Origin of the sequence: Phaeovulum sp. (assembly GCF_030684035.1) — a bacterium.
Taxonomy (GTDB): Bacteria; Pseudomonadota; Alphaproteobacteria; order Rhodobacterales; family Rhodobacteraceae; genus UBA6213.
Window position 1 is genome coordinate 1 of the sequence record NZ_JAUXPI010000036.1, and the last position, 23,911, is coordinate 23,911.

Annotated in this window: 19 protein-coding genes; 9 read left to right on the forward strand and 10 right to left on the reverse strand. The window is 64.2% G+C overall.

Annotated features, from left to right (window positions below):
- The first annotated feature begins 210 nt into the window (after positions 1-210).
- The 5 genes from Q8J98_RS07875 (at position 211) to Q8J98_RS07895 (ending at position 4,250) form a co-directional block, all read left to right on the forward strand.
- On the forward strand, positions 211-1,356 hold the full coding sequence (locus Q8J98_RS07875) for an acyl-CoA dehydrogenase family protein (protein ID WP_305293876.1): 1,146 nt from the start codon (positions 211-213) through the stop codon (positions 1,354-1,356).
- The gene (locus Q8J98_RS07880) at positions 1,353-2,381 is read left to right on the forward strand and encodes an enoyl-CoA hydratase/isomerase family protein (RefSeq protein ID WP_305293877.1); all 1,029 of its coding nucleotides are present in this window, start codon (positions 1,353-1,355) and stop codon (positions 2,379-2,381) included. Before Q8J98_RS07875 ends, Q8J98_RS07880 begins: the two co-directional genes overlap by 4 nt.
- Before the next feature lie 2 nt (positions 2,382-2,383).
- The gene (gene mmsB / locus Q8J98_RS07885) at positions 2,384-3,256 is read left to right on the forward strand and encodes a 3-hydroxyisobutyrate dehydrogenase (protein ID WP_305293879.1); all 873 of its coding nucleotides are present in this window, start codon (positions 2,384-2,386) and stop codon (positions 3,254-3,256) included.
- 52 nt (positions 3,257-3,308) lie between these two features.
- Positions 3,309-3,965 (forward strand): Crp/Fnr family transcriptional regulator, encoded by a 657-nt coding sequence (locus Q8J98_RS07890; protein ID WP_305293880.1) that lies wholly within the window; start codon positions 3,309-3,311, stop codon positions 3,963-3,965.
- Between the two features lie 81 nt (positions 3,966-4,046).
- The gene (locus Q8J98_RS07895) at positions 4,047-4,250 is read left to right on the forward strand and encodes a DUF2892 domain-containing protein (RefSeq protein ID WP_305293881.1); all 204 of its coding nucleotides are present in this window, start codon (positions 4,047-4,049) and stop codon (positions 4,248-4,250) included.
- Between the two features lie 70 nt (positions 4,251-4,320).
- Here Q8J98_RS07895 and uvrA read toward each other — a convergent pair whose 3' ends face one another.
- Complete coding sequence (gene uvrA, locus Q8J98_RS07900; protein ID WP_305293882.1) at positions 4,321-7,182, reverse strand: excinuclease ABC subunit UvrA; 2,862 nt, start codon at positions 7,180-7,182, stop codon at positions 4,321-4,323.
- A gap of 170 nt (positions 7,183-7,352) precedes the next feature.
- Between uvrA and Q8J98_RS07905 the strand changes: the two genes are divergently transcribed.
- Positions 7,353-7,727 carry a rhodanese-like domain-containing protein gene (locus tag Q8J98_RS07905; protein WP_305185635.1) on the forward strand — a complete coding sequence of 125 codons (375 nt, stop codon included), beginning with the start codon at positions 7,353-7,355 and terminating at the stop codon, positions 7,725-7,727.
- Here the strand turns inward: Q8J98_RS07905 and Q8J98_RS07910 are convergent.
- From Q8J98_RS07910 to Q8J98_RS07935, 6 genes are all read right to left on the reverse strand, one after another.
- Positions 7,724-8,878 (reverse strand): MFS transporter, encoded by a 1,155-nt coding sequence (locus tag Q8J98_RS07910; protein ID WP_305293883.1) that lies wholly within the window; start codon positions 8,876-8,878, stop codon positions 7,724-7,726. The two genes, Q8J98_RS07905 and Q8J98_RS07910, sit on opposite strands and share 4 nt — an antisense overlap.
- Positions 8,879-8,887: 9 nt before the next feature.
- Positions 8,888-10,282, reverse strand: a complete 1,395-nt coding sequence (lpdA, locus tag Q8J98_RS07915) for a dihydrolipoyl dehydrogenase (RefSeq protein ID WP_305293885.1) — start codon at positions 10,280-10,282, stop codon at positions 8,888-8,890.
- Between the two features lie 30 nt (positions 10,283-10,312).
- Positions 10,313-10,897, reverse strand: a complete 585-nt coding sequence (locus Q8J98_RS07920; protein WP_305293886.1) for a DUF924 family protein — start codon at positions 10,895-10,897, stop codon at positions 10,313-10,315.
- A gap of 54 nt (positions 10,898-10,951) precedes the next feature.
- Positions 10,952-12,196 (reverse strand): MFS transporter, encoded by a 1,245-nt coding sequence (locus Q8J98_RS07925; RefSeq protein ID WP_305185639.1) that lies wholly within the window; start codon positions 12,194-12,196, stop codon positions 10,952-10,954.
- A gap of 61 nt (positions 12,197-12,257) precedes the next feature.
- Positions 12,258-13,313: a tRNA preQ1(34) S-adenosylmethionine ribosyltransferase-isomerase QueA gene (queA, locus tag Q8J98_RS07930; RefSeq protein WP_305293887.1), complete on the reverse strand. Its 1,056-nt coding sequence runs from the start codon at positions 13,311-13,313 to the stop codon at positions 12,258-12,260.
- Positions 13,310-16,636, reverse strand: a complete 3,327-nt coding sequence (locus tag Q8J98_RS07935; protein WP_305293888.1) for an AsmA-like C-terminal region-containing protein — start codon at positions 16,634-16,636, stop codon at positions 13,310-13,312. The genes queA and Q8J98_RS07935 overlap by 4 nt, the downstream gene beginning before the upstream one ends.
- A 95-nt stretch (positions 16,637-16,731) precedes the next feature.
- On the opposite strand from Q8J98_RS07935, the gene Q8J98_RS07940 reads away from it, so the two are divergent.
- From Q8J98_RS07940 to Q8J98_RS07950, 3 genes are all read left to right on the forward strand, one after another.
- On the forward strand, positions 16,732-17,211 hold the full coding sequence (locus Q8J98_RS07940) for a peroxiredoxin (RefSeq protein WP_305293889.1): 480 nt from the start codon (positions 16,732-16,734) through the stop codon (positions 17,209-17,211).
- A 149-nt stretch (positions 17,212-17,360) separates the two neighbouring features.
- A complete protein-coding gene (locus Q8J98_RS07945) occupies positions 17,361-18,686 on the forward strand; it encodes a M23 family metallopeptidase (RefSeq protein ID WP_305293890.1) in 1,326 nt (441 codons plus the stop codon).
- The gene (locus tag Q8J98_RS07950; protein WP_305293891.1) at positions 18,676-19,188 is read left to right on the forward strand and encodes a polymer-forming cytoskeletal protein; all 513 of its coding nucleotides are present in this window, start codon (positions 18,676-18,678) and stop codon (positions 19,186-19,188) included. Before Q8J98_RS07945 ends, Q8J98_RS07950 begins: the two co-directional genes overlap by 11 nt.
- A 61-nt stretch (positions 19,189-19,249) precedes the next feature.
- Here the strand turns inward: Q8J98_RS07950 and Q8J98_RS07955 are convergent, their stop codons facing one another.
- From Q8J98_RS07955 to Q8J98_RS07965, 3 genes are all read right to left on the reverse strand, one after another.
- A complete protein-coding gene (locus Q8J98_RS07955; RefSeq protein ID WP_305293892.1) occupies positions 19,250-20,029 on the reverse strand; it encodes a DUF2189 domain-containing protein in 780 nt (259 codons plus the stop codon).
- Between the two features lie 68 nt (positions 20,030-20,097).
- A complete protein-coding gene (prfB, locus tag Q8J98_RS07960) occupies positions 20,098-21,225 on the reverse strand; it encodes a peptide chain release factor 2 (RefSeq protein ID WP_305293893.1) in 1,128 nt (375 codons plus the stop codon).
- Positions 21,226-21,294: 69 nt separating this feature from the next.
- The gene (locus tag Q8J98_RS07965; protein ID WP_305293894.1) at positions 21,295-23,835 is read right to left on the reverse strand and encodes a penicillin-binding protein 1A; all 2,541 of its coding nucleotides are present in this window, start codon (positions 23,833-23,835) and stop codon (positions 21,295-21,297) included.
- Positions 23,836-23,911 lie beyond the last annotated feature (76 nt).

Genomic DNA, 23,911 nt, shown 5'->3' on the forward strand with positions numbered 1-23,911 from the left:
TGACGCTGGAAACCATGGCGCCATTAAGCGATGATCCAATGATCAGCCTGCCCGTCGTGGCGCGCTGATCAAGCAGGCCGACGCCCGAAATGGCGGCGATCTTCATGGCCAGCTACACCACGCTGTGGGACACGATCACGCTCTTGCAAAACTCCTGCAAGGTTTGGAAAATAAACAGGCGTTCAATTCACCCGGCTTTGGGAGACGACTATGGATTTTGCCCTGAGCGAGGAACAGCAGGCGATTTTCGACATGGCCTATGCCTTCGGGCAGGAACACATCGCCCCGTTTGCCCGTACCTGGGAGGCCCAAGGTTCAATCCCCAAGGCGCTTTGGGCGAAAGTGGCCGAGCTTGGATTGGGCGGCATTTATGTGTCGGAAGAATACGGAGGCTCGGGGCTGACGCGGTTGGATGCGACGCTGGTATTCGAGGCGCTCGCAATGGCCTGCCCGGCAGTCGGCAGTTTTCTGACCATCCACAACATGTGCGGCGGCATGATCGACCGATTTGCCAGCCCCGAGGTCAAGGCGCGCTACCTGCCCGCACTTTGCAGCATGGAGAAAATCTTCTCTTACTGTTTGACCGAGCCGGGATCGGGCTCCGATGCCGCAGCGCTGCGCACCCGGGCGGAAAAGACCAACGAGGGCTACCGGCTGAATGGCACCAAAGCGTTCATTTCGGGCGGCGGCTATTCTGACGTTTATGTGGTGATGGTTCGCACCGGGGCCGAAGGGCCGAAGGGGATTTCTACGGTGATCGTCGAAGCGGGCAGCGAAGGCCTGAGTTTCGGCGCGCTTGAAGACAAGATGGGCTGGCGCGCGCAGCCGACCGCGCAAGTGCAGTTTGACGATTGCATGGTGCCACTTGACAACCTGATCGGCACCGAAGGCAAGGGTTTCAGCTACGCAATGGCCGGGCTTGATGGCGGGCGGTTGAACATTGCCGCCTCGGCACTGGGCGGCGCACAACGGGCGCTCGATCTGACGCTGGCCTACATGGGCGAGCGCAAGGCTTTCGGGCGCACGCTCGACCAGTTTCAGGCCTTGCAGTTCCGGCTGGCGGAGCAGGAGGTCAAGCTGCAATCGTCGCGCATTTTTCTGCGGCAGGCGGCATGGAAGCTCGACCAGAAATCGCCCGATGCCAGCAAGTTCTGTGCCATGGCCAAGATGTATGTGACCGACGCGGCCTTTGATGTGGCCAATGCCTGCCTGCAACTGCACGGCGGCTATGGCTACCTTGCCGATTACGGCGTCGAAAAGCTGGTGCGCGACCTCAGGGTCCATCAAATCCTTGAAGGTACCAATGAAATCATGCGGTTGATCGTATCACGCGCGCTTCTGGCCGAACGCGGATGAGCGACATCGTCACCCGCATCGAAGGCCGCGCCGGGCGCATCACCTTTGCCCGGCCCGCGGCGCTCAATGCGCTGAGCCACCCGATGGCCTTGGCAATCGAGGCGGCGCTGGATGCCTGGCGGCATGATTCCGCAGTGGCGCTGGTGCTGATCGACGCCGAAGGTGAGCGCGCCTTTTGCGCGGGTGGCGACATTGCCGCGATGTACCACGCCTGCAAGGCGGGCGAGTTTGCCACCTCGCGCGCCTTCTGGCGCGACGAATACCGCATGAACGCGAAGATTGCCGAATACCCCAAGCCCGTTGTGGCCTTCATGCAGGGCTTCGTGATGGGCGGCGGGGTCGGCGTCGGCGGGCATGCGCGCCTGCGCATCGTCGGTGAGACGACGCAGATGGCCATGCCTGAAAGCGGCATCGGCCTCATTCCCGACGTGGGCGGCTCATTGCTTCTATCCCGTGCGCCGGGGCGGCTAGGTGAATATCTTGGGCTAACAGGTGCCCGAATGCGGGCGGCAGATGCGATACTGGCAGGCTTTGCCGATATATTCCTGCCCGAAGAAGGATGGGAAGAGATGAAAGCGCAGCTTGTCGCCTCGGGCGAGATCGGCGCGCTCGCGGGCCAGAACCCGCCCGAAGCGCCGCTGGTGCCGCACCTGCCAGAGATCGACGCGGCATTTGCCGCCGCCAACCTTGCCGGCATCACCAGCAGGCTTGCCGCCTCGGGCAGCGCGTTTGCCCACGAAACGCTGAAGACCATGGCCCGCAATTCGCCGCTGTCGATGGCGGCAACGCTGGAGCTGGTGCGCCGCGCCCGCGCCGCAGGCACGATCCGCGCCGCGCTTGCGCAGGAATACCGCTTCACCTGGCGTGCACCCGAAAAGGGCGAGTTTCTTGAAGGCGTGCGCGCGCAATTGATCGACAAGGACCGAAACCCGCGCTGGCGGCACTTGATCGCCACCCTGCCGCAGGCCGAAGTTGACGCTATGCTGGAACCGCTCGGCCCCGCGGCCGCAATCTGGGAGGAATGACCATGAAAGTCGCTGTCATTGGCCTTGGCAACATGGGCGCGCCGATGGCCGCCAACCTGGCGAAAGCCGGGCATCAGGTGGCGGGTTTTGATCTCGTCGCCCCCTGCCCGGCGGGTGTCACCTGCGCCACCAGCGCGGCAGCGGCCGCCACAGGTGCCGATGTGGTGATCACCATGTTGCCCAACGGCGCGATCCTGCGCGCTGTCGCCGCCGAGGTGATCCCCGCGATGCACCCCGGCGCGGTGCTCTGCGATTGCTCGACCGTTGATGTCGAAAGCGCGCGCGCGGTGGCGGCGCAGGCGACGGCGGCGGGCCTTGGCGCGCTTGATGCGCCGGTTTCAGGCGGTGTCGGTGGGGCCACGGCGGGCACGCTCACCTTCATGGCGGGCGGGTCTGAAGAAGCCTTCGCAACGGTAAAGCCGCTGTTCGAGGTGATGGGGCAGAAGGCGGTGCATTGCGGCGGCGCGGGTGCAGGGCAGGCCGCAAAGATCTGCAACAACATGATCCTGGGCGTCACCATGATTGCCACCTGCGAGGCTTTTGCACTGGCCGACAAGCTTGGCCTCGAGCGGCAGAAGATGTTCGACGTGGTATCCACCTCGTCCGGCTACAGCTGGACGATGAATGCCTATTGCCCGGCCCCCGGCATCGGCCCGAAATCGCCCGCCGACAACGGCTACAAGCCGGGCTTCGCGGCGGAACTGATGCTGAAAGACCTGCGGTTGAGCCAGCAGGCCGCCGAAGCGGCGGATGCCGACACCCCGATGGGCAAGCTCGCCGCCGCGCTCTACACCAGCTTCGTCGAGCAAGAGGGCGGTCGCGGCATGGATTTTTCCGCCATGCTGCCGCGGTTCGAGGCGCGCGGGCGCGGTTGAGGCGGCACGGGCGGCACCTTGCGCCAGACCGCTTGCCGCCCTATCAAAAGCCATGAACGACTGGACCGCCGCCGCCGCCCTGGCGGGTCTTGACCCCGCCACCCGCACCCGCCTCGCGGCGCTTTCGCCGCAGCGGATGCCACGCGGTACGGTGCTGTTTCGCCCGGGCGATACGGCCAGCGGCTTTTCGGTGGTGCTTGACGGGCGCATTGAGGTGTTCCTGACCGGCACCAGCGGGCGCGAGCTCATGCTTTACGCGGTTGAACCGGGGCAAAGCTGCGTGCAGACGACGCTCGGGCTACTGGGCGGCGGGGCCTACAGCGCCGAGGCGATCTGCGCGCAAGAGGGCCACTTCGTGCTGATCCCGCGGCCGCTGTTCCTGTCTCTCATGGAGGCTTCCGCCACATTCCGCGCGCTGGTCTTTGCCGCCTTCGCGCAACGGATGGGTGACATGGTCGGGCTGCTTGAGCGGGTCTCGTTTCAGAGCGTCGAGATCAGGCTTGCCCAGGCGCTGCTGGCGCGCGCCTCCGGCGGGCGGGTCGAGGCAACCCAGGCCGAGCTGGCGGCACAGATCGGCTCGGCGCGCGAAGTCGTCTCGCGCCGGCTTGACGCCTTCGCGCGCTCTGGTTGGGTGCGGCAGGAACGCGGCGCGGTGGTATTGCAAGATGCCGCCGCGCTGGTGCGACTTGCTGCCGCAGCCGCTTTGTGATCTGGTCACATACATATGGCGCAGACTAAGCTATTTTTGTCGGGCAAGGGGCGCTTCCGCCCCGTTCATGAGGGCAAAGACATGCTGAAGGAAAATGTTGGGACCATCGACCGGGTGGTGCGCGTGGTGCTCGGGCTGGCGCTGATTCTGGGCTATTTCCTCAATCCCGATAGCGCGTATAGCTGGGCCTACTGGCTCGGCATCATCCCGCTGGTGACCGGGCTGGTGAAATCCTGCCCGATCTATTCGGTGCTCGGCCTTTCGACCTGCCCGATGAAAAAATAACCTGCTTTGGCGGAAATATCCCCGCCGGAGGCATCGCCGCTGCGGGGGCCTCGATGGCCCTCGCAGCGGCTCACTCTGCCGCCATACCGCGACGGCGCAGCATCGGCGCGAGATAGCGCCCGGTATGGCTTGCCGCAACTTTTGCCACCTCTTCCGGCGTGCCGGTGGCAATGATCTTGCCACCGCCGTCGCCGCCCTCGGGGCCGATGTCGATGACCCAGTCGGCAGTTTTCACCACATCAAGGTTATGTTCGATAACCACAACTGTGTTGCCCTGATCGACCAGAGAATGCAGCACTTCAAGCAGTTTTTTCACATCTTCGAAGTGCAGGCCGGTGGTCGGCTCATCCAGAATGTAAAGCGTGCGGCCGGTGGCGCGGCGGCTCAGCTCCTTCGAGAGCTTCACCCTTTGCGCTTCGCCGCCTGAAAGCGTGGTCGCCTGCTGCCCAACCTTGATGTAGCCAAGCCCGACCTCGACCAGCGCATCCATCTTTTCACGGATCATCGGCACCGCCTTGAAGAAATCCTGCGCGTCCTCCACCGTCATGTCGAGCACGTCGGCAATGCTCTTGCCCTTGAATTTCACTTCGAGCGTTTCGCGGTTGTAGCGGTGGCCCTTGCAGGTTTCGCAGGTCACATAGATGTCGGGCAGAAAGTGCATCTCGATCTTGATGACGCCATCACCCTGGCAGGCCTCGCAGCGCCCACCCTTGACGTTGAACGAAAACCGCCCCGGCTTGTAGCCGCGCGCCGCCGCCTCGGGCAGACCCGCAAACCAGTCGCGGATCGGACCGAACGCCCCGGTATAGGTCGCGGGGTTGGAGCGCGGCGTGCGCCCGATCGCGCGCTGGTCAATGTCAATGACCTTGTCGAGATGCTCCAGCCCCTGCACGGTTTCGCAAGGTGCCGGGGTCTGGCGCGCACCGTTGAGCCGCATCGAGGCGGTCTTGAACAGGGTCTCGATGGTCAAGGTCGATTTGCCGCCGCCCGAAACCCCGGTGACACAGACAAATTTGCCCAGAGGAAACTCGGCGGTGACGTTCTTGAGGTTGTTGCCGGTGGCACCGACCACGCGCACCACCCTGCCGGTGCCCGACCGCCGGGCACCGGGCACCACGATCGCACGGGTGCCGCTCAGATACTGCCCGGTCAGGCTTGCCGGGTCGGCGGCAATTTCGGACGGCGTGCCCTTGGCCACCACATGGCCACCACGCACCCCAGCCCCCGGCCCCATGTCGAAGACATAATCGGCCTCGCGGATCGCCTCTTCGTCATGTTCGACGACCAGAACCGAATTGCCCTGGTCGCGCAGGTTCTTGAGCGTGGTCAGAAGCCGCGCATTGTCGCGCTGGTGCAGGCCGATCGAAGGCTCATCAAGCACATAAAGCACGCCGGTCAAGCCGGAACCGATCTGGCTTGCAAGCCGGATACGCTGGCTTTCGCCGCCCGACAAGGTGCCCGCGGCACGCGCAAGCGTCAGGTAATCGAGCCCGACATTGACAAGAAAACCAAGGCGTTCGCGGATTTCCTTCAAGATCGCGCGGGCAATTTCGTTTTTCTGCGCGGTAAGGCTTTCCGGCACGCCCTCGACCCAGGCCAGCGCCTCGTGAATGGACATCTGCACCACCTGGCCGATGTGCAGGCCGCCGATCTTCACCGCCAAAGGTTCAGGCTTCAGCCGGTAGCCGCCGCAGGCACTACAGGCGCGGTTGTTCTGGTAACGCTCCATCTCCTCGCGCGACCAGGCGCTTTCGGTTTCGCGGTAGCGCCGCTCCATGTTGGGAATGATCCCCTCGAAGTTGCGCGTAACCTCATAGACCCTGCCACCCTCGTCAAAACGGAACTTGATCTCGTCACTGCCCGATCCGTAGAGAAAAAGCCTCTGCACCGACTCGGGGAGCGCCTTCCACGCGGTGCGTTTGTCAAATCCGTAATGGCGGGCCAGCGCGTCGATGGTCTGGGTGAAATACGGGCTTTTCGATTTCGCCCAGGGTGCCAGCGCCCCTTGCATGACAGAAAGCGTCACATCGGGCACCACAAGGCGCTCGTCAAAGAACAGCTCAACCCCCAGCCCGTCGCAAACCGGGCAGGCGCCAAAGGGGGCGTTGAACGAAAACAGCCGCGGCTCGATTTCGGCAATGGTGAAGCCCGAAACCGGGCAGGCAAAGTTTTCGCTGAAGGTGATGCGCTCGGGCACTTCGCCCTCGGCAACCGCGGTTTCCAGCACCGCGATACCATCGGCCAGATCGAGCGCGGTGCGAAAACTGTCCGCAAGTCGGGTTTCGAGCCCGGCGCGCACCACGATCCGGTCCACCACCACGTCAATGTCGTGGCGCAGCTTTTTGTCGAGCACCGGCGGGCTTTCCAGTTCGTGATAGACGCCGTTGACCTTGACCCGCTGAAACCCCTGCTTGCGCAGATCGAGCAGTTCCTTGCGGTATTCGCCCTTGCGGTCGCGGATGATCGGCGCGAGCAGAAAGGCGCGGGTGCCCTCTGGCATGGCCATCACCCGGTCAACCATGTCCTGCACCTGCTGCGCCTCGATCGGCAGGCCGGTGGCGGGGCTGTAGGGCGTGCCGGCGCGGGCAAAAAGAAGCCGCAGATAGTCGTAGATTTCAGTAACGGTGCCGACTGTGGAACGCGGGTTTTTCGAGGTGGTCTTCTGCTCGATCGAGATCGCCGGACTCAGCCCCGAAATATGGTCCACATCGGGCTTGCCCATCTGATCGAGGAACTGGCGGGCATAGGCCGAGAGGCTTTCGACATAGCGCCGCTGGCCTTCCGCATAGATCGTATCAAACGCGAGCGACGATTTGCCGGACCCCGAAAGCCCGGTGATGACCACAAGCTGGTCGCGCGGAATGTCGAGATCGACCCCCTTGAGGTTGTGCTCGCGCGCGCCTCGCACCTCGATGAACTTCTGTTCGGCCATGCCTGCCCCCACTGGTCCCCCCTAGATAGGGTATCGTGCCGGAGTCTCCAACCGAAATATGTGAACGAACGAGGAACAAAATACAAGATCGACCCCCTTGAACCGAACGGTATTGCATCACATTCTATGTTGTGAATATAAGCGGCTAAACTCATCAAGGAGATTCTCGGATGTTCGGTTTTCTGCGTTCTGGCAGTTCAAGTGGCGCGCGGGTCGAGCGCATGGCGGCGCGTGATGCCATTGCAAAGGTGGCAGCGGGTGAAATCGTGTTGGTCGATGTACGCGAGGGCATGGAGCTTCGGGCTTCTGGCCGCGCACAAGGTGCTGTGCATGTGCCGTTCGCGGCGCTGCGGATGAAGTGCGACCCGTCAAGCCCGGAGTGCCTGAAAGAATTCAAGCAAGGCAAGCCGATCGGCATCTATTGCGCCTCGGGCGCGCGCAGTTCAGGTGCCGGGCAGATGCTGCTGCAAATGGGGCATACCGCCGTTTACAACCTCGGCGGCTTTTATGAATGGCAGTCAGCGGGCGGCAAGGTGGTTCGCTAACCGCGCCTTGCACGCTGCCATTGGTGCACGCCGATTCCGGCCAGAGCCAGCGGCAGCGTGAACCAGGCAAGCGATGCGGGGCCCCAGGCCCCGCTCATCGCCAGAAGCACGGGGGTTCCAAGCGTTGTGCCCAGATTGCCCAGCTGAGCTATCGCCCCCGCTGCCATGGCACGATCTTCGCGGCTGGCATTAAGCGCCGGGATCGCGGCAAAACTCGCCCCCTGCACCAGCCCGAGCGCCATCGAAAGCGCCATTGCGGCAAGCACCAGGGCGACCCCAGAGGCCGCCCACCAGACCAGCGCCGCAAAGATTGTCAACCCGAACCCCGCCTGCACCACCGCCACCGCGCCGATCCAGCGCACCATTACCACGCCGAGCAAGAGCGATGCGCCGATCGAGACAAGCGGCATCAACGCTGCGGTAAGCGCCCGGTGTTCGGGTGCCACAAGTCCCGGCACCAGGGTCAGCATTGCCACGAACATCAGCGTATAGAATACGAAGCCCATCGCCGGTGCCGCAATGCGCGGCGAGGCGTAGATGCGGCCGTGATCCCTCAGGATGCCGCGCAAGCTGAGCCGCGCGCCCTGCGGCGGGCCGTCCTGCGGCAGCACCAGCGCCAACAGCAGCGCGGCGCAGGCCATCAGCCCGGCGTGCGTGGCAAACAGCGCCCCCGGCCCGTGGCTTTGGGCAAAGGGCAGGCCGAAAGCCGCGGTCAGGGTAAAGGCCACGCCAAAGAAGGTGGACCAGAGCGTCATCGTCGCCGCCTGATCGCGTGGCAGCGTTACCGCGCCAATCAGCACCGGCCCTGCCACCACAATCGCCAGATGCGCGAAGCCTTCGGCAACCCGGCTTGCAATCATCCAGCCAAGCGGCAGAATCGCCACTTGCACCGCCGAGAGAACCGCCCCGGCAAGAAGCGCGCCGATCATCATTCGCCGCGCGCCAAGCCGGGCGACAAGCATCCCCGCCGTGGTGCCAAAGACAATGCCGACCAGGCCGACGACCGAAACCACCAGCCCCAGCCGTGCGCCGGCCTCGGGCCAAAGCGGCGCAAGTTCGGCAAATATCACCCCGACCTTGGCAAACTGCCCGGCTGCACAGAGCCCGGCGAACCAAAGCGCCAGAACAACGCCCCAGCGGGTGCGCTCCATCGCCTTCCCTCAGATGTGCAGCGCGCGGCCGTACGCGTCGAGCACCGATTCGTGCATCATTTCGCTGAGCGTCGGATGCGGGAATACGGTGTTCATCAGGTCTTCCTCGGTGGTTTCCAGCGCGCGGCCGATGACATAGCCCTGGATAAGCTCTGTCACCTCGGCACCAATCATGTGGGCCCCCAGAAGCTCACCGGTCTTCGCGTCGAATACGGTCTTGACCAGTCCCTCTGCCTCGCCAAGCGCAATTGCCTTGCCGTTGCCGATAAAGGGGAAACGACCGACCTTGACCTCATGGCCCTGCTCGCGGGCTTTTGCTTCGGTCAAGCCGACCGAGGCCACCTGCGGCTGGCAGTAGGTGCAGCCCGCGATCGACCCCGGCTTGACCGCGTGCGGGTGCCCCCCCGCGATCAGTTCCGCAACCATCACCCCCTCGTGGCTGGCCTTGTGCGCAAGCCAAGGTGCCCCGGCGATATCGCCAATGGCAAAAAGCCCTGAAACGCTGGTGCGGCAGAATTCGTCGGTCACCACATGGGTGCGGTCGATCTTCACCCCCAAGGCCTCCAGCCCGAGGTTTTCGACATTGCCGACAATGCCGACCGCTGAAATCACCGTGTCGAATTCCTGCGTCTCGGTGCCCTTGGCGCTTTCCAGATGCGCCACAACCTTGCCGGGGCTGCGGTCGAGCTTTTTCACCGTGGTTTTCTCAAGGATCTTCATGCCCTGTTTCAAGAAGGCCTTTCTGGCGAAGGCGCTGATCTCGGCGTCCTCGACCGGCAGCACCCGGTCAAGCACTTCAACAACCGTGGTATCTGCCCCCAAGGTGTTGAAGAAACTTGCAAACTCTATGCCGATGGCACCTGACCCGATGACCAGCAGCCGCTTTGGCATCCGCTTGGCCTGCAACGCATGCTTGTAGGTCCAGACAAGCTCGCCATCCGCCTCAAGCCCCGGCAACTCGCGCGCCCGCGCGCCGGTGGCAAGCACGATGGACTTGCCGACAAGCTCCTCGCTGCCCTTGTCGGTTTTCACCGCAACCCGCCCCTGCCCGGCCAGCGTGGCGGTGCCCATGACAACCGTGATCTTGTTCTTCTTCATCAAATGGCCAATGCCGCCGGAAAGCTGCTTGGCAACGCCGCGCGAGCGCGCGACCACAGCGGCAAGGTCGAAACCGATGCCATCGGCCTTCAGGCCGAACTCTTTGGCGCGGTGCATCAGGTGGAACACCTCGGCACTGCGCAGCAGCGCCTTGGTCGGAATGCAGCCCCAGTTGAGGCAGATGCCGCCAAGGTGCTCGCGCTCGACAATGGCGACCGAAAGCCCCAGTTGCGCGCCGCGGATGGCTGCCACATAGCCGCCCGGCCCGGCACCAATCACCACCATGTCAAAGGCTCTGGCGACCATGTTTCCCTCCAGCTGCAAACTAGTTTGCCATTAAACCATATTGTCAGGCGCAGCAATGGCAGGGATGGCTTTCAGCGCCGCAGCGTAACCGCCCTCGGCCAGAAAAGCTTCCTCCTCATGGCTCGACACCCGGCCCAGCGCCGCGTTGCGCCATGGAAAGCGGCCGAAACGGGCAATCACCGCCGCATGGGCGCGGGCGTGGCGCAGATTGTCGCCGGGCATCCGCTCGGCAAAAAGCGCAATGCCGCGCTCTTGCAGCGCGCTGTCCTCGGCATGCATGCAGGGCAGGTAGAAGAACTGCCGCGCGGGCGGCGGCGTGGCCAGATCATGCCCCGCCGCTATCGCCGCATCGGCAATCCGCACCGCCAGCGCATCGGCGGCGAAACTGCGCGGATCGTCGCGGAACATGTTGCGCGGAAACTGGTCGGTCAAGATCAGCAACGCCAACGCGCCTTCGGGCGTGGCACCCCAGTCGGCAAAGGCACCTGCCTGCACCGCGAGCCATGCGGGTTCAAAGCCTGCGCGAATTTCGGCATCAAGCGCGGGCGTGGCCGAATACCAGCCCTTTGGGCCGACTTTGCGCAGCCAGAAGTCATTTACAATTGCCGGTGTCATCGAGGCCCCTTCACTTTACCGCAGGCTGGCAGCACGGCGGCGCGCTGGCAAGCCTCAGTCGCGCGATCCATCGCCGGGCGGCTGCGCTGCCTCCATCGCGGCTTCAACTGCAAGCGTGCTCGCGGAAGGCGAAAGCATGGCAAAACTGCCGATATGCTCGGCCCGCCGCCGCCGCGTCATCCGCCAAGCGGCATAGACAGCAAGTAGCGCCATCTGCACCGCGATGTAGAGGAAAAAGCCGCCGCCGCCCACGGTTTCAATCAGCCAACCGGTCAGAATCGGGCCGATGATCGCCCCGACGCCGTTGATTGCCAAAAGCCCCGCCGATGCCCCTGCCATTTCTGTTTTATCAAGAAAATCATTGGTATAGGCGACAAGAAGCGAATAAAGTGGGTTGGCAATACCGCCCGCAATGCAAGCCAGCAGCAAAAGCACCGTGAACCCCGGTTGCAGCGCCGCGGCCAAGCCCATCGCCAGCGCCCCCGTTACCGCCAGCCCAAGGATCAGCACGCGCCGGTCGTAGCGGTCGGAGACCCAGCCGATCGGATACTGAAACACCAGACCACCCACATAGACCGCCGCAATGAAGGCGGATATCTGGCGCACGCTCAGCCCCACCCCCATGCCCCAGACCGAGGCCATGCCGAACAGTGCCGAAAACACGCCGCCCATCAGGAACATTCCGACACAGCCCAGCGGCGAGGCGCGCATGAGCTGCGCAAGGCGCATCGGCCGGGCTGAATCGAAGGCCGGGGCGGGTGCCACCGAAAGCAGAATCGGCGTGAAGGAGAGCGAGACCAGCACCGAAGGGATCACGAACAACAGATACCCGGCAGGGTCGCCAACCGTCATCAGCGCCTGCCCGGCGATGATGCCGATCATCTGCACGATCATATAGGCCGAAAGCGCCTGCCCCCGCGTGTCGTTTGTCGATGCCGCGTTCAGCCAGCTTTCGGCGGTGATATAGACCCCGGAAAAGGAAAATCCGATCAGCACCCGAAGCGCGGTCCAGATCATCCAGTCGGGTGCGGTGGCATAAAGCACCAGCACCGCCGAAATCAGGCTGCCAAGCGCGGCGAACACCCGCACATGGCCGACCCGGCGGATCATCTCGGGCGTCAGCCGACTGCCCAGCAGAAAGCCCGCAAAATAGGCCGACATCACTACCGACATCTGATAGGTGCCGATGCCCTCGATGGCTCCGCGCACCCCCAGAAGCGTGCCCTGCATGCCGTTGCCGACCATCAGCAGCATGACGCCCAGCAAGAGCGGCCAGGTGGTGCGCAGAACTGTCAGCATGGCGGGCCTCGGGTGTCGGAGTTGCTTGTTCTACAGCGATCGTCAGCGTCGCTCAGGAAGATTAGCGACACTCGGGGATCAAAAGCGACGCATCGCCGTAAGAGAAAAAGCGATACTCCTGCGCGACCGCATGGCCATAGATTTCCCGAATCTGCGCCTGCCCCATCAGCGCCGAAACCAGCATCAGAAGCGTCGAGCGCGGCAGATGAAAGTTGGTCATCAGCGCATCGGTAACCCGGAAACCGTAGCCGGGATAGATGAAGATATCGGTGTTGCCCGAAAACGGCTCGACCCGGCCACCGACCGCCGCGCTCTCGATCAGGCGCAGCGCGGTGGTGCCGACCGGAATGATCCGCCCGCCCGCCGCGCGGGTTGCATTGATCTCGGCGGCGGCCTCGGCGCTGACCTCGCCCCATTCGGCGTGCATCCGGTGGGTCGTCACATCCTCGACCTTGACCGGCAGAAAGGTTCCCGCGCCGACATGCAGGGTGACTTCGGAAAAGCTCACGCCACGCGCGGAGAGGGCTGCGAGCAGCGGCGCGTCGAAATGCAGGCTGGCGGTCGGTGCCGCGACGGCACCGGAACGGCGGGCAAAAATGGTCTGGTAATCGGTCTTGTCGGCCTCGTCGGGGGGGCGCAGTGCGGCGATATAGGGCGGCAGCGGCATTGCCCCCGCCTCGGCAAGCGCCGCATCGAAATCGGTGCCGGAAACCGAAAAGGCCAGCCGCAGCTGGCCCGCGCCGATACCGCGCACTGCGGCGGCGAATCCCGGTGAAAAAACTATGGTTTCGCCAAGCCGGAGCTTGCGCAGCGGCTTGGCCAGCGCCAGCCACTCGCCCCCCGGCACCGGCTCAAGCAGCGTCACTTCAATCCGCGCGCTTACCTCGCCCTGCCCGCTCATCCGGGTGCGGGTTCCGGTCAGACGGGCTGGAATCACCTTGGTGTTGTTCAGCACCAACCGATCGCCGGGGCGCAGAATGGCGGGCAGGTCGGTCACTATACGGTCGGTGATGCACCCGTGCTCGGCCAGCAACAGCCGGGCGGCGCTGCGCGGGCGCGCCGGTCGCGTGGCGATCAGCCGCGCCGGCAGATCAAAGTCGAAATCGCTGAGCTTCATTGCCCGGCCCCGGGGCTTGGCTTGCGGAAGATGTCGCGCAGAAATCCCGGCGTCAGCAGCGACAGCGGGTTGACGGTAATCTGCGGATCGGCCGAGGTGCCGCGCAGCCTGTAGCTGATGCCAAAGAACCCCTCGCCGCGGCGGCTGATGATCTGGCCGATGCCGTTGATCAGATAAAGCGGCGTAAGCACCCCCTGAAAATCAAGCGCACCGCTGCCCGGCGCATAAACCCCATCGCCAGAAACACCAAGCGAAGCACCCACCGCCGCCCCCTTTGTCAGGGTGATGGTTTCGGGTGATATCGTGAAGGTGCCGTCCACATCGGTGAACAGCAGCCCCTCGCCGTTCAACTGCTCCAATAGCCCGATGCCCGAGGCGGCGCTGAGGAGCGCCGCGAGGATCGGCGCATCGACCACCCGCAGATTCTTGATTTCCGCAGTACCCTCGAAATGACCGGGACCGCCGCTACCCGGTTGCAAGATCAGATCAAGCGTGCCGCCGCGGGCGCGCGAAAAGATCTCTGCCGAGTTCAACACCGCGCCTGCCTCGTTCGAGGTGATGCGGAAAGCGCTGCGCCCGCCCTGCCCCGGCATCACCGTGCCTTCGACGCGGGCACCGCCATTCACATTCGCCGAAAAGCCCCCCGAAAAGCCCGTTGTCTGCGAAAAATCACCGCGAAACCGGGTCAGCGCGATACTGTCGCTGATCTGCAGGCGGTCGAGCGAAATGCTGATCGGACCGCCCGCGTCGCCGCCGCCACCGCCCGCGCCGATAGTGGCGCGGCGCAGGTCGGCGCGCTCACCTGTCACCTCGATCACCATCGGATTGCCCGCACGCTGCGCCCGCAGGGTCACCGCCCCGTCGAACCATCCGCCGAGAGTCACGTCACCAAATTGCGCCCGATCAAGCGTTCCGTCGCGGGCGAGGGTCAGGGTGCCGCTGGCTTTCAACCCCGCCGCCTCAAGGCTCAACCGGTCGATTTCCGGGGGGCTGCCAAGGCTGCCCGAAACCGCAAACGTGCCAGTACCCGATGCAGGCTTGCGCCAGCCGACCGAGGCGATGGCAAGGCCGATGCCCGCCAGATCGCTGGTCAGACCAAAGCTGATCGGCTGCCCGCGCCGGATATCGAGCACGAGCTTGCCCCAGCCTTCGCCGCTCATCGTGCCGCGTGGCAGCGTAACGCCAAAAGCCGCGAGCGACGCGGGGGTGAGTTGCACATCGGCTTCAAGCGCCGAAACGCCCCGCTGCGTCGTCGCGAACTCCTGCCGCCAACGCGCATCAAACCCGACGCCGGAAAGCGTGCCACGCCCTGCAATCTCCATGCCCGACGCATCGGCGGTAAGTGTCAGGAGCGGCGCGCTGAGCAGACGGCCGGGAACCAGCACCTCGGAGCGAACATCGGTCAGATCGGCCGAAACGCGGAACCGCAGTTCGTCCGGCGTCAGGCCCCTTTTCAGGAACATCTGCATCACGGTTTCGGCACGCGCCATGCCTTGGGCAAAATCGGTGCCCATGCCCGCCTTGGCCATGAAGCCGAAGGGTTCCTGATCAAGCAACGACATCGCCGCAGGCAAGGTGCTGAAGGTGCGCAGCCGGATTTCGGCAGGGGCCGGACGAAGCCGGATGTCAGGCACCACCAGCACCGTGTCGGCCACGTCGATACGGCCGCCGGTCGGGGCCACAACATGGCCGCGCTCGACCGTAAGCGAATGGCGGTTGCCCTCGATGGAGGCAAAGCCCGAAGCATCCAGCAGCGGCGGCAGGCTGTCGATAACCCGCACTTCGGCACCTTCGAACCCGTAGCCCAGCGCCAGTTGCGGCTCGGCCCCCGGTTCAAGCCGCAGCGCGGCGCGCACATCGCGCAATTCCCCCGTCGCCACGTTTTCCACCAGCCAGGACCGGGTCTTGGCGACCACGTTCACCGGCCAGAGCGCCAGCAGGCGGTCTTGCGAAATCCGCGCGGCGCTGAAATCAAGCGCCACCTGCCAGCCCTCGGCGCGCGCCGCGACCCGGCCCGAAGCACCAATACGCTCGGTGCCGTCCTGCAACTGCAATTGGCCGATGTCGAGCGTGAACGGGTCAAGCCGGAGCCGCAGGTCAAGCGCACCTGCGACGAACTGCACCGGCGTTTCAAAAAGACCCTCGGGGTCGACCCGCAGATTGGCAATCGCCACCTGACCCAACACCTCTTCGGGCAGGCCGCCACTGAAACCCCGGAGCTGCGCCGACCCCGAAGCGCGCAGGCGCAGTGCGCGGCTGTCGATCGACAGTTCCGAAAAATCCACCCGCTCGGCTGCGGGGTCGTAGGTGAGATGCACGGTGCCGCCACGGATCGCCACCGGGGCAATCCCGGCCACCGGGCTTAGCGCACCGGCACCAATTTCAAGCCGCGCATCCAGATGCCCGACAGCACCCGCCGCATCTATGCCGCTGCGCAAAGAGCCGGAAATCGGCACATCCAGAACCCCGAGCCAGGCGAGCGCAGGCGATTGCAGCGCCAGATCGCGCGCAGGTACCGCGGTGATCGCCGCCCCGAACGAGGCCTCGTTGCTGCCCTTGCGGGTGTTGAGCGACAGCGCCACCGACGAAGGCCTCCGATCCGCCTCGCCGATGTCGAAGCCAAGCGTCACCGCCAGCCGCGTCGCATCCTGGGTCAGCGTCAGCCGCCCTGCCTGCACCTGCCAGACCTTGTCGAGCCGCGCATCATCAAGCCGGATCTGCAGGCCCTGCGCCTCGATCCTCTGCAATCCGGCCAGCGCCGGGGCGGCAAACACCTGCTTGAACGCGCCCAGCGCCTGGGCGAGGGTTTCCGGTGTCGCCGCGCGCAGCGCTGCACTGTCGCTGCCCAGGCTCACGTCAAGCGAGCCGTCGGCAAGGCGGCGCAACGCGAGGCTCGCGCCGTCAAGCCGCACCGTTTCCACCACGATGCGCCAGTCGGCCAGCGCTTCGCGCGAAAGGGTGAAGCGCGCCTCAGGCAACTGCGCCACAACCTGCCCGCCGTTTCCCGCGACCTCGACCCCGAGAAAGCGCAGGCGCGGCACCAGCCCGTCGGTCACCACCAGTTCCGCGCCACCCCGCAGGTGCAGCGTCAACACGCCCGCCAGCGCCGTATTCGCGCGCGCTTCCAGCCGTGCGACCACCCATTGCGGCGCGGGCAAAGGCTGGTGGGTGACGTAAAGCGCCGCGAGCGTCACCAGCAGCGCCAGAATTGGAAGCGCCACGAGCATCCACAGGCCAAACCGGCCTGCACGGCGGCGGGGCACGCGCGGCCTCAGCGCCACTGCGGCGCTGCCGAACTCCCGCTCTATCTGCGTCTCTTCCATCTGCCGCCCTGCCGCCTGGACTTGCCGGGCGGTGTTGATCTTTGCTGACCGGGGCTTAAAACACAAACGCGTCGCCCAGTCCAAAGGAACCCGCCATGCTTCAGATAGGCGACATCGCGCCCGACTTCACCCTGCCCTGCATCGACAGCGCCGCGATGCCCGCAACACTCGCGCTGGCGTCGCTCCGTGGGCAGGCCGTGGTGATCTTTTTTTATCCGCGCGATGCCACCAGCACCTGCACCCGCGAAGCGCAGGATTTCAGCCGCCTTGCCGCCGAATTTGCAGCAAGAGGGGCGCATCTTGTCGGTATCTCCAAGGATAGCATCGCGGCGCACACGCGGTTCCAGCAAAGGCAATCGCTGCGCCTGACCCTGGCCAGCGATGCGGGCAGCGACACTTGCGAGCGATACGGCGCATGGGGGCAAAAAATGCTCTACGGAAGAACCTATACCGGCATTCTGCGCACGACCTTCCTGATCGACCGCGCCGGGCGGATTACCGCGATCTGGCGCGGGGTCAAGGTCGCGGGCCATGCCGAAGCTGTTCTCGCCGCAATTCAGAGCACTGAAAACTAGGCCAAAATCCGCCAACCGCCCGCCGGGCGATGGCCCCGGCCGAGGGTCAATGGCGAAATTGGTTGCATGTTTGCATGACCTCTTGCTAAGCCCCTTGCAAAGGCGCGCCCAGGTGACGCTCCGCGCAATGGCAGGTTGGAACCCCTCTGGTGCACAGACGCGTCGCGCAACATCTCAACACCGTGGTCGGGCGCTGGCTGCCCGAGCAGCGCTTGTTCCTGAAATCCGACAGCGCCACCCGCTTTGTGCGCCTGCGGCCGTTGACGCAGGCGGTGATGCTGACCGGCACGGCACTGATTTTCGGCTGGTCCGTGGTCGTCAGCTCTATCCTGCTCAGCGATGTGATCAGCGCCGGCAGCTCGGAAGAACAGGTTGCGCGGGCGCAGGCGGCCTTCGAGGGGCGGCTTGATGAGCTTTCACATGAACGTGACGCCCGCGCCGATGAAGCCGCTGCGGCGCAATCGCGTTTTTCACTGGCACTGCAACAGGTCTCGCTGATGCAATCGGCCCTGCTCACTTCGGAAGAGCGGCGGCGCGAGCTGGAAACCGGCATCGACGTGATCCAGTCCACGCTCAGGCGCACCATGCAGGAACGCGATGCCGCGTCTGCCGAGGTTGCATTGCGCACCGCAGAGTTGAACGGCCAGAACGGCACCACAGCAAAGGCCGAGGTGGCCCCCGAAGATGTCGCGGCCACGCTCGACATCGTTGCCGCCGCACTGTCATCTGCCGCCGCTGAACGGGACCGTGCCGCCGCCGAGGCCGAGGCGGCGTTGCAGAAGCTGGCCGAGATGCAGTTGGAACAACGCCTGCTCGACCAGCGCAACGACGAGATATTCGCCACGCTCGAAAACGCGGTTTCAGTATCGGTCGGGCCTCTCGACAAGATGTTTCGCGCGGTCGGCATGGATGCCGACGCAATCCTTGAAACCGTGCGGCTGGGCTATTCCGGCACTGGCGGCCCGCTGTTGCCAGTTGCAATGTCGGCAAGCGGCGCAACCGAATATAGCGCCGATCTCGACCGCGCCAACGGCATTCTCGACACGCTCGACCGGCTCAATCTCTACCGGATTGCGGCGGCATCGCTGCCGCTTGATACGCCGGTGCGTGCGGCCTACCGCCTGACCTCGCCTTTCGGGCGGCGCTGGGGAACCATGCACGAAGGCATCGACATGGCCGGGCCAACCGGCACACCTATCTACACCAGCGGCGATGGCGTGGTCGTGTTCGCGGGATGGCAGGCCGGCTATGGCAACATGATCGAGATCCGTCACCAGTTCGGCACCTCTACCCGCTACGGCCATCTGAGCAAGATCCGCATCACGGTCGGGCAAAAGGTCTCGCGCGGGGACCGGATCGGTGATATGGGCAGCACTGGTAGATCATCTGGTCCGCACCTGCACTACGAGGTGCATGTAAGTGGCAAACCGGTCAATCCGATGACCTTCATCAAGGCAGCGAGCAATGTTTTCTAAAAGCAGAATCAACGAACCTGGCCCGAAAACCGGCGCTGACGGCGACAAGCCGAAGACGCCCGAGGTGCCAATGCCGCGGCCTATGGGCGATACCCCCCCGACCGCGCCACGGCCAAAGGCACCGCCTTCGGTGCTTTCGTCCGACCTTACCATTGTCGGCAATCTGCGCACCACCGGTGATGTGCAGGTTGAGGGTATTGTCGAGGGCGACATTCGTGCGCATCTGCTGACGGTTGGCGAAAGCGCCACCATCAAGGGCGAGATCGTGGCCGATGATATCGTCGTCAATGGCCGCGTCGTGGGCCGGGTGCGCGGGCTCAAGGTGCGCCTGACCTCCAGCGCGCGGGTTGAAGGCGACATCGTGCACAAGACCATCGCCATCGAGTCGGGCGCGCATTTCGAAGGCTCGGTGCAACGTCAGGAAGACCCGCTTTCCAATGGTGCGCCGCCGAAGCTGGCACCCCCGGCACCCGCGGCACCCGCGGCAAAACCCGAAGACTGAGCGCCTGAAACCCGGATGAGTAAACGCACGGGCGGCACCATCGGGTGCCGCCCGATTTCATTCAGGCCCGGGAAATGCGCCTGTAGATGTGCCAGCTTGCATGGCCCAGCACGGGCAGAGCCACAAACAGCCCCAGAAAAACCGGTGCCATGGCAAGCATCAACATCGCGGCGATGCAGAGGCCCCAAAGCCCAAGGACCGCGAAATTGGCCAGCACCGCGCGCACGCTATAGATGATCGCCGTGATGAAATCGACTTCCCGCTCCAAAAGCAGCGGCAAACCGGCGACGGTGAAGGAAAAGACCGCCAGCGAAAACCCGGCACCGATCGCCGTGCCGAACGCCAGCATCATCGGCCCGTTGCCTTGCAGAAGCGCCGTGGGTGCCGAGGTGATGTTGGTCAGCGCCTGCAAACCCATGAACAGCGCGAAAATCGTGTGCGCAACGAACACCCAGAACATGAAGATCAGCAAGATCACCATCGCCATCGACGGGATCTGGCGGTCTTTTTGCGCGAACACAACACCCAGAACCTGCCGCCAGATCAGCGGCTCACCCAACTCGATACGGCGGCTCACCTCGTAAAGCCCGACCGCCGCAAAGGGTGCCAGAAGCGGAAACCCGACGACGAAGGGAATGAGCCACCATTCCTGCCCAGAGGCGGTGGCGACAAGGAAAAGCACCACGCCGCCCACCACATAAAAGACCGAGAAAAGCACGCCAAAAGCCGGTGCCCGCAGAAAGTCGGTCAGCCCGGCGCGCAAGCTTGCGCCAAGATCAGCCAGCGTGAGCCGCGCGATGCCCGGCAGCGGCGATGGTTCGGTCTGCATATCCTGCGACATTCTGTCTCTCCTCGGGACCTTCGCCGAGATAACCTTGGCGGACGCGAGCGGGCAACAGTTTTCGGCGCTCAGTCCTCGGCCTGCGCCTCGGCACGGGTTTTGCCGGTGACTTCCATTGCCAGCGTCGCCGCCATGAAAGCGTCAAGGTCGCCATCAAGCACGCCGCCGGTATCCGAGGTTTCATGCCCGGTACGCAGGTCTTTCACCATCTGGTAGGGCTGCAGCACATAGGACCGTATCTGGTTGCCCCAGCCCGCTTCGCCCTTCGCGGCATGCTGCGCGTTCACGACCGCGCTGCGCTTGTCGAGTTCCATCTGGTAAAGCCGCGATTTCAGCGCTGCCATGCAGTTCGCGCGGTTCTGGTGCTGGCTCTTTTCCGAACTGGTCACCACGATGCCGGTTGGCAGGTGGGTAATGCGCACCGCTGAGTCAGTGGTGTTCACATGCTGGCCACCGGCACCCGAGCTGCGGTAGGTGTCGATCCTGATCTCGTTGTCGGGAATGACAATCTCGATGTTGTCATCGACCACCGGATAGACCCAGACCGACGAAAACGAGGTGTGCCGCCGTGCTGCCGAGTCATAGGGCGAAATGCGCACCAACCGGTGCACGCCGGATTCCGATTTCAGCCAACCATAGGCGTTATGCCCGGAAATCTTGTAGGCGGCAGAGCGAATGCCCGCCTCGTCGCCCGCTGTTTCTGCCAGAAGCTCGACCTTGTAGCCCTTTTTCTCGGCCCAGCGCACATACATGCGCACCAGCATGCTGGCCCAGTCGCAGCTTTCGGTGCCGCCAGCGCCCGCGTTGATTTCAAGAAAGGTGTCGTTGCCATCGGCTTCGCCATCGAGCAGCGCTTCAAGCTCCTTGGCGGCGGCGTGTTCAACCAGAGCCCGAAGCGATTTTTCCGCCTCGGCCACGATCTCGGTGTCACCCTCGGCCTCGCCAAGTTCGATCAACTCGATATTGTCTGCCAGTTCCCGCTCGATGCCGCGATAGGCACCAAGCGCGTCGATCAGTTCCTGCCGCTCGCGCATCAGCTTTTGGGCGCGCGCCGGGTCGGACCAGATGTCGCCCGCCTCGATCAGCGCATTCATCTCCTCCAGCCGGTGCGGCGCGGTCTCCCAATCGAGCCGCTGCCCCAGCAGTTTGAGCGAGGTGCGGATAGCGTCGATGAAATTCTGCGTCTCGGCGCGCATGCGGGTGGTTCCTCGTGATCTGACTGCGGGCGGTGATAGCGGCTTGGCGCGGCGCGGGCAAGGCGGCCGCTAATATAGCCCACCCGAGGAGACGGTGCCAAAATCGGCCTTCGGCGGGATCACCCGCACCTGACCGGTAGAATTGATAACCGTCGTGCCGCCATAGTCGGTTTCGCCCAGCGCAAACAGCGGCAGATTCTGCCCCATCGCAAAGCCGCCGTCGATCATCGAGGCAAAGCCGAAAAGCACATCCGTGCCTTCGCGGAAATATTCGGCCACGATATCGGCCCCCTCGGAGAATTCATCGACGCGGTCGCCGGTGAAGCGGTTGATATTCACGAAATACCCGCCCGGCGGAACCTTGAAGGCGCTGCCGCCGTATTTCTTCACCGCTTCCTGCATGAAAGCCTGAAACACCGGCCCGCACATGCCGCCGCCCGACGCGCCGCCAAGTGATTCCGGCTGGTCATAGCCAATGTAGCAGCCCGCGACGATGTTCGAGGTGAAGCCGACGAACCACACATCCTTGGCGTCGTTGGTAGTGCCGGTCTTGCCCGCCACCGGCACCGGCAGGTTGATGCCGCGCCCGGTGCCATGGGTGATGACGCCTCGCAGCATCGAGGTAAGTTGGTAGGAGGTGATCGCATCAATCACCCGTTCGCGGTTGGTGGTAATGCGCGGCGCACGCCCTTCGGGGATAGTATCGGGGCCGCAGTTGACGCAGCTGCGCTGGTCGTGCCGATAGACGGTGCGGCCCCAGCGGTCCTGCACCCGGTCAACCAGTGTCGGTTCCACCCGCTCGCCGCCGTTTGCGAACATGGCATAGGCCGCAACCATCTGGAAAAGCGTGGTTTCCTGCGCGCCAAGTGCATTGGCAAGAAATGGCATCATCGGCTCATAGACACCGAAACGCTCGGCATAGCCCGCCACCGTTTCCATGCCGATTTCCTGCGCAATACGCACCGTCATCAGGTTTCGGCTCTGCTCGATGCCGGTGCGCACCGGGGTTGGGCCGTAAAACTTGTTCGAGGCATTTCTCGGCCGCCAGATGCCCGCCCCGGTTTCTACCTCGATCGGCGCATCAACGACGATCGTGGCGGGCGTGAAGCCCGAATCGAGCGCCGCCGCATAGACAAAGGGCTTGAATGCCGAGCCGGGCTGGCGCTGTGCCTGCGTGGCGCGGTTGAACACTGACGACTGGTAGCTGAAACCGCCCTGCATGGCGATGACACGGCCGGTGTTCACGTCCATTGCCATGAATGCGCCCTGAATTTCGGGCACCTGGCGCAGCGTCCAGCGAATGAAACTGCCGTCGCTGTCCTTGGTCATGGCGCGCACCAGCACCACGTCGCCGACCGCGAGCAGGTCCGAGGCGACCTTGGCCTTGTTCGCCGCGACCTTGCCATCAGGCCCGAGCTTGCGCGCCCAGGTTACGTCGGCGGCAGGAATCCAGTGGCCATCGGCATCATCCTCGACACCTTCAATGCCGATCCGCGCGTCTTTTGCCCCCAGTTCAAGCACCACCGCCGCATGCCAGCCCGCGATATCGCGCGGCACTGCGCTGAGCGCTGACAGTGCTGTGCGCCAGTCGGCCAGCGCTTCGGGCGCAATCACCTGACCCGTGCCGCGCCAAACTCCGTGCTCGCGGTCGAATTTCTCCAGCGCTTCGCGCAACGCCGCCGCCGCCTCTTGTTGCATCTCGGGATCAACGGTGGCGCGAATGGTCAGGCCGCCGCCGAAAAACTCTTCCTGCCCGAAGCTGCGCGACAGTTGTCGGCGAATCTCGTCGGTGAAATAGTCGCGCGGCGGCAGGCTGGCACGGAACGGTGGAAAATCACCGTTCTGTACCGATCGCAGCGGCTGCTGCACTTCCGCATCATGGGTGGCCTTGTCGATATAGCCATCTTCCAGCATCCGCCCGAGCACATAGTTGCGCCGCTCGGTCACCCGCGCCATGGCGCGCACCGGGTGGTATTCGCCCGGTGCCTGCGGCATCGCCGCCAGCATTGCCGCCTCGTGCGGGGCCAACTCGCTCAGCGTCTTGTTGAAATAGGTCTGCGCCGCCGCCGCCACCCCGAAACTGTTCTGCCCGAGGAAAATCTCGTTGAGGTAAAGCTCCAGGATCTTGTCCTTGCTCAGCGTTTGCTCCAGCCGTGAAGCAAGGATCAGTTCCTTGATCTTGCGCTCGACCGAGCGGTCGGACGAAAGCAGGAAGTTCTTCATCACCTGCTGGGTGATGGTCGAGGCCCCGCGCAGCCGCCCGCCGGTCAGCGCGTCGCGCGCCGCACCCAGCATGCCGCGCACGTCATAGCCACGGTGAACGTAGAAGTTCTGGTCCTCTGCCGCGACGAAGGCGTGTTTCACCACGGCAGGAATTTCCTCGATCGGCTGAAACAGCCGCCGCTCGTCGGCGAATTCATCAATCAGACGGCCCTCGCCGGAGTAGATGCGGCTGATCGTCTTCGGCGTGTATTGCGCCAGTTGCTCATGGCTTGGAAGGTTCGAGCTGTAGATCCAGAACACCGCCCCCAGCGTCAGCGCGCCAAAAAAGGCGGCGGTGACGACCCAGGAAAAGATCGCCCCGAAGAATGACAGCACAAATCGGATCAACGGCGGCTCCATCCCCCGGCCCGGTGCCGGTGGCCTCGCTATACCCCGTCGGCCCGGGGGCGTCAAAACAACTCGC

Coding starts and splice junctions, on each gene's coding strand:
- Q8J98_RS07875 (WP_305293876.1), top strand. CDS start 211: ATGGATTTTGCCCTGAGCGAGGAACAGCAGGCGATTTTCGACATGGCC.
- Q8J98_RS07880 (WP_305293877.1), top strand. CDS start 1,353: ATGAGCGACATCGTCACCCGCATCGAAGGCCGCGCCGGGCGCATCACC.
- mmsB (WP_305293879.1), top strand. CDS start 2,384: ATGAAAGTCGCTGTCATTGGCCTTGGCAACATGGGCGCGCCGATGGCC.
- Q8J98_RS07890 (WP_305293880.1), top strand. CDS start 3,309: ATGAACGACTGGACCGCCGCCGCCGCCCTGGCGGGTCTTGACCCCGCC.
- Q8J98_RS07895 (WP_305293881.1), top strand. CDS start 4,047: ATGCTGAAGGAAAATGTTGGGACCATCGACCGGGTGGTGCGCGTGGTG.
- uvrA (WP_305293882.1), bottom strand. CDS start 7,182: ATGGCCGAACAGAAGTTCATCGAGGTGCGAGGCGCGCGCGAGCACAAC.
- Q8J98_RS07905 (WP_305185635.1), top strand. CDS start 7,353: ATGTTCGGTTTTCTGCGTTCTGGCAGTTCAAGTGGCGCGCGGGTCGAG.
- Q8J98_RS07910 (WP_305293883.1), bottom strand. CDS start 8,878: ATGGAGCGCACCCGCTGGGGCGTTGTTCTGGCGCTTTGGTTCGCCGGG.
- lpdA (WP_305293885.1), bottom strand. CDS start 10,282: ATGGTCGCCAGAGCCTTTGACATGGTGGTGATTGGTGCCGGGCCGGGC.
- Q8J98_RS07920 (WP_305293886.1), bottom strand. CDS start 10,897: ATGACACCGGCAATTGTAAATGACTTCTGGCTGCGCAAAGTCGGCCCA.
- Q8J98_RS07925 (WP_305185639.1), bottom strand. CDS start 12,196: ATGCTGACAGTTCTGCGCACCACCTGGCCGCTCTTGCTGGGCGTCATG.
- queA (WP_305293887.1), bottom strand. CDS start 13,313: ATGAAGCTCAGCGATTTCGACTTTGATCTGCCGGCGCGGCTGATCGCC.
- Q8J98_RS07935 (WP_305293888.1), bottom strand. CDS start 16,636: ATGGAAGAGACGCAGATAGAGCGGGAGTTCGGCAGCGCCGCAGTGGCG.
- Q8J98_RS07940 (WP_305293889.1), top strand. CDS start 16,732: ATGCTTCAGATAGGCGACATCGCGCCCGACTTCACCCTGCCCTGCATC.
- Q8J98_RS07950 (WP_305293891.1), top strand. CDS start 18,676: ATGTTTTCTAAAAGCAGAATCAACGAACCTGGCCCGAAAACCGGCGCT.
- Q8J98_RS07955 (WP_305293892.1), bottom strand. CDS start 20,029: ATGTCGCAGGATATGCAGACCGAACCATCGCCGCTGCCGGGCATCGCG.
- prfB (WP_305293893.1), bottom strand. CDS start 21,225: ATGCGCGCCGAGACGCAGAATTTCATCGACGCTATCCGCACCTCGCTC.